Source organism: Clostridium sp. KLE 1755 (genome assembly GCF_000466465.2).
GTDB classification, from domain to species: domain Bacteria; phylum Bacillota; class Clostridia; order Lachnospirales; family Lachnospiraceae; genus Eisenbergiella; species Eisenbergiella porci.
The window spans coordinates 18,355-26,357 of sequence record NZ_KE992743.1; the positions used below are offsets into that span (position 1 = coordinate 18,355).

6 protein-coding genes are annotated in these 8,003 nt (G+C 48.3%); all 6 read left to right on the plus strand.

Annotation, left to right across the window (positions count from 1 at the left end):
- Nucleotides 1–2,337: DEAD/DEAH box helicase (locus HMPREF1548_RS20990; RefSeq protein WP_021638569.1), on the plus strand; the 2,337-nt coding region annotated here is incomplete at its 5' end.
- Between the two features lie 125 nt (nucleotides 2,338–2,462).
- On the plus strand, nucleotides 2,463–2,798 hold the full coding sequence (locus HMPREF1548_RS20995) for a YqfO family protein (RefSeq protein ID WP_276946260.1): 336 nt from the start codon (nucleotides 2,463–2,465) through the stop codon (nucleotides 2,796–2,798).
- 151 nt (nucleotides 2,799–2,949) lie between these two features.
- Nucleotides 2,950–4,116 carry a hypothetical protein gene (locus HMPREF1548_RS21000; protein ID WP_035323273.1) on the plus strand — a complete coding sequence of 389 codons (1,167 nt, stop codon included), beginning with the start codon at nucleotides 2,950–2,952 and terminating at the stop codon, nucleotides 4,114–4,116.
- A 131-nt stretch (nucleotides 4,117–4,247) separates the two neighbouring features.
- Nucleotides 4,248–4,892: a PD-(D/E)XK nuclease domain-containing protein gene (locus HMPREF1548_RS21005; protein ID WP_198168668.1), complete on the plus strand. Its 645-nt coding sequence runs from the start codon at nucleotides 4,248–4,250 to the stop codon at nucleotides 4,890–4,892.
- 64 nt (nucleotides 4,893–4,956) lie between these two features.
- The gene (locus HMPREF1548_RS21010; RefSeq protein WP_021638573.1) at nucleotides 4,957–7,098 is read left to right on the plus strand and encodes an ATP-dependent helicase; all 2,142 of its coding nucleotides are present in this window, start codon (nucleotides 4,957–4,959) and stop codon (nucleotides 7,096–7,098) included.
- Nucleotides 7,099–7,225: 127 nt separating this feature from the next.
- Complete coding sequence (locus HMPREF1548_RS21015; RefSeq protein ID WP_021638574.1) at nucleotides 7,226–7,876, plus strand: SOS response-associated peptidase; 651 nt, start codon at nucleotides 7,226–7,228, stop codon at nucleotides 7,874–7,876.
- Nucleotides 7,877–8,003: the final 127 nt, after the last annotated feature.

Here is an 8,003-nt window from a genome sequence, read left to right on the forward strand (position 1 = left end):
GTCTATGACGGGGATACGCCGGCCAGCGAGCGGAGCCGGATCCGGAAGAATGCCAATCTGATACTGACCAATCCGGAAATGCTCAACGGCGCGTTTCTGCCTAACCACAGCAGGTATGGCTTTGATTTTATTTTTTCCAATTTAAAATATGTGGTCATTGATGAGCTGCACACCTACAGAGGCGCCTTCGGCTCCCATCTGGCAAACGTGTTCAGGCGTCTTTCGCGGATTTGCAGATACTACAGGAGCGCGCCGCAGTTTTTGTGCAGTTCCGCCACCATCGCCAATCCGGTGGAGCTGGCGTCGGAAATATGCGGGCAGGAATTTTCGCGGATTTCCAGGGACGGATCTCCTGCGGGAGCGAGAACATACAGATTCCTCCAGCCGCCCAAGATCAAGGGGAAGGACGGAAAGGACTATGGGCAGGTGCCCTCAGCGGCGGTGGCCTCCCAGGTGATAGTGCGGCTGGTGGAGGAGAACAGGAGCTTCATAGCGTTTGCCAAATCGAGGAGAAACGTGGAGGTGGTGCTGAAGGAGGCTTCGGATATTCTGGAAGGGGAAGGCTGCTTTGCCTCTCTGGCGAATCGGATATCCGGCTACCGGGGCGGCTATACGCCTGCGGAGCGTAAGGAAATCGAAAATAAAATGATATCCGGCGCGCTCACTGGCCTGATATCCACCAACGCGCTGGAGCTTGGCATCGATATCGGTAAAGTAGAGACTACGGTGCTGGTAGGGTATCCGGGAACGAGGGCTTCCTTCTGGCAGCAGACGGGCCGCGCGGGAAGGAACGGGAAGCCCTGCTGTAATTACCTGATTCTGGAGAATTTGCCCTTTGACCAGTACGTGGCTGTGAACCCGGACTGGCTGTTTTCCGGGGCGAGCGAAAATGCAATCGTGGATAAAAACAATCTTTTTATTGAGCTGGCGCACATCCGGGCCGCCGCCGCGGAGCTTCCGCTGACGCTGGATGACATTTCCGTGTTCCCGGATCTGGGGGAGACGATTCCTGTGCTGCTGAAGGTAAAGGAGCTGAACGGGCAGAATGGGAAATTTGCCTGGTCAGGCAGCGCATTTCCCGCAGGGGATTTCAGCCTGCGCAATATTGATAAGATCAGGTACAAGCTTATCCTTAAGGACAACGGAAGGGAAATTACGGAAATGGATGAAATGCAGGCCTTCCGGGAACTCCATGAGGGAGCGGTTTACCTTCATGACGGCGTCCAGTATCAGGTGACGCAGCTGGATCCGGAGACCCATACCGCCCTGGCGGCGCCCTTTCAGGGTAACTTTTATACCATGCCGGTCTCTGCTTCGGAAATCCGGATACTGCACAGCGTCAGGGAATCGGAATATAAACGGACAAAAATCGTGTTCGGGGATGTGAATGTAAATACGATCGTGACCATGTACCGGAAGCTGCAGTTCCATAATCATCAGAGCCTGGGCTTTGAACAGCTTCCCGCGCCGCTTTGCAAGGATATTGATACGGAGAGCACCTGGATACGGATACCCGCCAATGTGGCGAGGACCTACAGGCGGCTGATGCAGATCCGGGAAAACGGCAAAATCATCCGCAACAACCATTTTGAAGGCCTCATGTATGCGCTGAAGAATGCAGCGATGATGGTGACCATGACGGAGCAGGAGGATATCGGAATGGCCATGTCCTCCAATGCGGCGGGAGAGCAGGAATGGGATCCGCAGCTATCCGGAGAGGAGGAGATACCCTTTGGGGGAATGGATACCCTGTTGTTTTTTTATGATCAGTATGCGGGCGGCCTGGGCTATGCGGAAAAAATAGCGGACTGCATGCCCCGTATCATTGAGAATGCGATCATGCTGGTAGGCGGCTGTTCCTGTGAAACAGGCTGCGCGGCCTGCATCGGGGATTACCGGCTGGACAAGGGGCTGGTGCTGTGGGGGCTTAAGAATCTGTCAGAGGAAACCCGGCCGCCTGTGAAAATGTACAAGGATACAAAAGAGCCGCTGCCGTTTATCCGTAGCCCTTTTACCCTGAAGGAGCTTGAACAGGCGGAAAAATGGGAGGAGTTCTGTGCTTTCCTGCAGAAAAAAGGCGATCCCTTTGCCGCCTTTCTTTCTACGGTTCCCATGGTGGAGTGGAAGGACAGCCGGCTGACACTGTATACATCCCATGCTTTTTACCGGGACTGGGTGCTGGAGGAGAGCAATTACCGCAGCCTTCAGAATATTTTCCGCTTTTATACGGATGCACCCGCCGGCCTGCGGTTTGATATCCGTACGCAGGAGGAAGCCTCACCGGAGGAGCGGCTGAGGATCCATGAGAAGCTTATGAGAAATATAAATAAGAAATAATAGTAACGGTTCAGACAGGACTGTTACAAATAATAAAGTAATCTGCGCAGCGTCCAGATGATATAGACGCAGGATAGTGGAAAAAAAGGAAGCGGCGCGGCAAGTGTAAACTGATGGAGGAAAAAGTGAATATTGATGTAACGGAAGTAAAGCTGGAAATATATGTGCCGGAAGAATATATTGAGCCGATACGGGATGCGCTGACGCATATTGGCGCCTGCCGGGTCGGAAATTATGACCATGTGATGGCTTTCCAGTGCTCAAGGGGATCCTGGCGGCCGTTACCGGGCAGCAGCCCGTTTAACGGAAAAACCGGGGAAATCTGCTTTGGTACGGAGATGAAGATGGAGGTGCGGTGCCCGGTAGAGATTGTGGAGACTGCGGTCAGGGAAGTTAAAAAAATTCATCCGTATGAGGAGCCTGTTATCAATGTGATTCCGCTGTTAGATATACAGTGTTGATAAATGATAGGAATTGAAGTTCATTTTTATAAGAAAATGTAATATAAACATAATTTTAGTACTATTCAGGCGGTAAATACAAATGAAATAGTATAAAAAGATATATAGAAGTGCTATAATACATATAAAAGTATAAAAAGGGGTGATAAAGGTGGATGAAAGGTATCAAAAAGTATTTAAACCGGGGACATATCCGGAACTGACATATGTAGTAAGACAGTCTGTAGAGACAAAGTATACTTATGAAGAAAGATTACAGCAGAGTTTAAAGATAGACGGATATTTAACGTATATCATAGGGCCTTCCAAAACGGGGAAGACAGTACTGTGTGAGAGGGTGATTGGACAGGAACGTATTGTATCTATGTCGGGAAATGATTTTGCTAAAGCTTCGGATTTTTGGGAAATACTTGGCAGAAAAGTCGGTTTGTCCATGGATGCCCAGGTAAGCGAACAACAGTCTGATTTATCTAAAATGGAACAGAAATCAACGACGGTTAAAAAAAATTACAAAGGTAATAAGGATAGGGTAATAGAGTATTTCAAGGCAAAAGATAAAATTTTTGTACTTGATGATTTTCACTATGCGTCACCGGAAATTCAATATGATATTGCGTGCCAGCTGAAAGAAGTAATTCGCCTGGGTTTTAAAGCAGTGGTAATTTCCCTGCCTCACCGTTCAGATGACGCTATCCGGCTGAATCCGGATCTGGCAGGCAGGATTTCCGTAATAGAAATAAAGCCATGGGAGCAGAAACAACTGGAGGAAATTGCCCGGAAGGGCTTTAAGGAACTGAATATCAGGATTGACGAGGCATTGATTTCGAGGATAGCGCTGGAAAGTATTCATTCGCCTCAGTTAATGCAGGCTATTTGTCTGAATATTGGTCTGCTGCCTTCTGATAATCCGGTTATTACGGATGAAGTAGTAGAAGAGAGCTGCAGGTTTACCTGTATAAATCTTCCATATGCGGATGTTGTACGGATATTAAAAGCAGGGCCGCCCACCAGAGGGCAGAAAAGATTGCAGTATGAGTTGAAGGATCAATCTCACAGGGATATCTACGGCCTTATCCTCAAGGTTCTGGCAGATAATCCTCCGCTTGTGGAAATTGAGCTGGCGGAGTTAACGGAGCGGATTCAGAATAATCTTGTGAATTCTAAAATAGGCAGGGAAAAGGTAAAGGATACATTAAAAAAGTGGCAGGATATTTTAAACAATTTGGGTGCACTGTATCAGGTAATGGAATGGAAGGATGACATTATGCATATACAGGATAATCTCTTTTTGTTTTATATCCGCTGGGCATTTATTTAGGAGTGGGTATGTTAATACAGAAATTAATACAACAGGGGACAGCGCTTACGGAATGTTCAGATTATAACAAAGCGAAGGAAGAATTTTTCTCATGGAGTCAGGAAGTGAGAAGGACGGCGGCTTTTTGCAGATTGTCTGAAGAAACACAGGAAATTCTGAATGTAAAGCTTCATTTTCATGAAAATGAGTATTCAACGGAAGATAGCATGGTTTCTTTAAGACGGGCGGTGGAAGAAACAAATCATATTTTGGAAATGATAGATGCTACGGAGAACGATGAATTTTCTGAAGGTACAGAACTTTTGATTCTTGAGAAAATACTGTCAAATTTTTATATGCATATTAAAGCCATGTATCGTATGGATGTGCATGGAAGCGGTACCATAAAAAAAGCGGATTTAGATAAAATTATCATTGGTAATGAATATGATGTCCAAAGAATCCTTTATTCGCTTATAGTCCCTGTTTTTCCGGAAGCCAGAACAGAAGTTAATGCGGATAATGGATATGGCGGAGTAAGGACAGATATTTATTTAGGCCACAATAATATTGCGATTGAAATCAAATGTACAAGGAAACATATGACAGAAAAGGAGCTTACGGAGCAATTGGGAGCCGATGCTTTTCATTATCCGGTAAATACATTATTTATGTTTATATATGATCAGGGCAATATTATAAAAAATGTTCCGGCCTTTGAGAAAGCTTTCAGAAGAGAACCCGGAAATGGCATAAAAAGAATACGGGTGATAATAATTCAACCTGTTAATTTGTGAAATACATAATATTTTTATACTTTTAGTTTTTTAAAATACGAACGGTCAGACAGGAAGGATTTTCATGCAGGAACAAGTATTGCCGGCAGAATTGAATGAATATCAGAGAAAGGCGGTGTTTAACGACAGCAGCGCCTGCCTTGTCAACGCCAATGTGGGAAGCGGCAAGACCACGGTGCTTACAGCCAAGGTGAAGTACCTGCACGAGGCCTGCGGGGTGAATTGTGAGGATATGGTGGTTCTCACCTTTACCAACAAAGCGGCCGGGGAGATCAGGGAACGTCTGGGCGCTATACGTGATCAGGGTGAGCTTGTGCAGATGCGTTATTTTGGGACCTTCCACAGCGTGGCCCTCCAGCTTCTGCGCGAAAGGCTTCCGGTGCAGCAGCTGGGCTATACGCCGGATTTTCTGGTGATGGACCCGGAAGAGGAGCTGGATATGGCGCTGCGCCTGATCCAGGACAGAAAGCTGCAGATCAAATACCGGAACCGGCTGAAGAAGCGTCTTGAGCAGGAGGATGAGGAAGCTGTGCCGTCAGAAAATGGCCGGGAAAAACTGCCCTCCCCTCCCGGAAGGCGGATTCAGGATGATATGCCGGTTTTGCTGCAGGCTATGAAGGAAGAGAAGCGGGCGCGCAACCGGATGACCTTTGCCGACCTTATCCGGAATACGGAAGCTTTGCTTGCCGAAGTGGAATGGAGGCCTGCCTGGGTAATTATCGACGAGGTGCAGGACTGCGACGCATGGCAGCTTGCGCTGGTGAGGAGACTGCTTGATAAGGGAGCCAGGCTGTTTGCCGTGGGTGATCCCAACCAGGTGATTTACAGCTGGAGAGGAAGCGCCTGTAATGTTTTTTATACACTGCGCACAGAATATCAGGCCACGGAGCTGTCCCTGCCGGTAAACTACCGTTCCAGCGCCTCCATTCTGGAAGCGGCGTCCGTATTTTCCCAGTATGGCAGCAGTCTTACAGGAAACAGGGAGCGGGGAAGCAAAATCGTGGTAAAGAAACACTACGATCCCTTCCAGGAGGCCTGTTATCTGGCGGATCGGATTAAAGAACTGCTAGGCAGCGGCATTTCTCCGGGACAGATTGCGGTGTTTTACCGTCTCCAGAATCAGTCCGGTGTATTGGAGGAGGTATTTGCCAGGGAAGGAATTCCATTTCAGGTTTCGGTGAAGCACACGCTCCGGGACTGTCCTGTACAATACTGGCTGCTCCAGGTGCTACGGTTTTCCCTCAGCCGGGAGGATTATCCGGCGGGGATCTATGCCCTTAGCCATAAAGAATACGGAGAACGCAGGAATGGAAAGCCGATCACGGAAAAAACGGCTGCGGCAGTGCTTCATGGGGAGAAAGATCTGAAGCTGCCATTATATGAAAGGATGCTGGCCTTTTCGGAATGCTGCCCGTCGCTTGACAGCCCGCAAGCGCTGTATGATTACTTTTCCCTGGATGGATATCTGCATCCCACCTCTGCATCTTTTCAGAAGGATAAGGGAAGGATCCTTGCCATGCTGGAATCCTTATTCCGGCAGCAGCCCTCAGAGGGGGAAAATCTGCCGGACCGCTTGCGGAGCTTTTTAAATGATGCGGTGCTTTACGGTCTTCCGGAGCAGGAAACGAAGGAAGAAGACGGAAGGGTAAAGCTCATGACACTCCATGCCTCCAAGGGACTGGAATTTTCCTTTTGCTTTATCATCGGGGTGAATTATGGGCTGATTCCGCTGCGGACCGCGGGCTTTGAGGAAGAGGACGAGGAAAGAAGGCTCTTTTTTGTGGGAATGACCAGGGCAAAGGATTTCCTGGAGCTTTCCTATTATACCAATCCGGACAACCGCGTCATACCGGGAGAAAGCCGTTTTATCCGCATGATTCCGCCTGAACTGATTCAGGAAGAAACAGCGGATCCGGCGCAGGGAAATTTGCAGGAGCTGAGAAAAATGGTACGGCAGGAAATCGAAGCCAGGCAAAGCAGGGCAGAAGAGACGCTGGAAGCAGATTTACCGGAGTTGCCGGAGGAAACCTCGCAGCCGCAGCCTGCCGGAAAAGAAATAATACAGCCAAGAACCGTAATCCACAGAAAATATGGCCGCGGCACAGTTATCCGGGAGGACGATGCCATGATGGAAATAGAATTTGAGGGCTATGGCGCCAAAGAATTCCTGAAAGCCTTCTGCGCCATGGAGTTTGCAGAGGAATAAAAGAAAGGAATTATGGGAAACTTAGTAAGAAAACGGGTAACTGTCCAACAGGTCTGTGTATTTACTGCACAGACCGTAAGAAAGTGATTCAGGAGTGCAAAAAGCCCATCGCTGAAGGCGATTTAGGATGGATTTTTGCAATAACTGTGAAGGTATTGAACAGTTAGAAAACGGAGAACAAAGAATGTGTGGAAGATACTATATCAATGACGAAACCGCAAAAGAAATTGAAAAACTGATCCGCCAGATAGACGATGCACTTCTTGCTTCCTGCAAAGAGCGGGACGTTTATCCGTCTGCCAAAGCCCCGGTTATCCTTGCCGGCAGTGAGCAAAGCGATCAGCTGACCGCCGGGGAATTTACCTGGGGATTCCCTTCCTACAGTAATAAAGGAGTCATTTTCAACGCCCGCAGCGAAACTGCTCTGGAAAAGAAAACCTTCCGGGAAAGCGTAAAGCAAAGACGATGCATCATACCCGCAACCGGCTTCTATGAATGGTCGGAACAAAAAGATAAATATTTTTTCAGGGCGCCGGATCGCCATGTCCTTCTTTTCGCCGGTTTTTACCGACACTATGAGGACGGGGACCGCTTTGTCATCCTTACCACACAGGCCAATCCCTCCACAAGCTCCGTCCATCCCCGTATGCCCCTTATACTAAGCCCCCAGGAGGTACAAACCTGGCTTTTCGACGATAATGCCACCGACTTCCTCCTCCATAAACGCCCTGCCCCTCTGGAAAAAGAACTAAAAGGCCAGCTGTCGCTATTTGATTGACACGCATCCCACCATAAAACCGATACCCAATAAAGCATCCAACCGGGCAATACTATCTTGTTATTATAGGCGGTAGAAACTTTTGCGTCCCCCAGAAGAACAGAGAGCGGGGCAGAGACTTGGGAGG

Coding starts and splice junctions, on each gene's coding strand:
- HMPREF1548_RS21015 (WP_021638574.1), top strand. CDS start 7,226: ATGGATTTTTGCAATAACTGTGAAGGTATTGAACAGTTAGAAAACGGA.
- HMPREF1548_RS21010 (WP_021638573.1), top strand. CDS start 4,957: ATGCAGGAACAAGTATTGCCGGCAGAATTGAATGAATATCAGAGAAAG.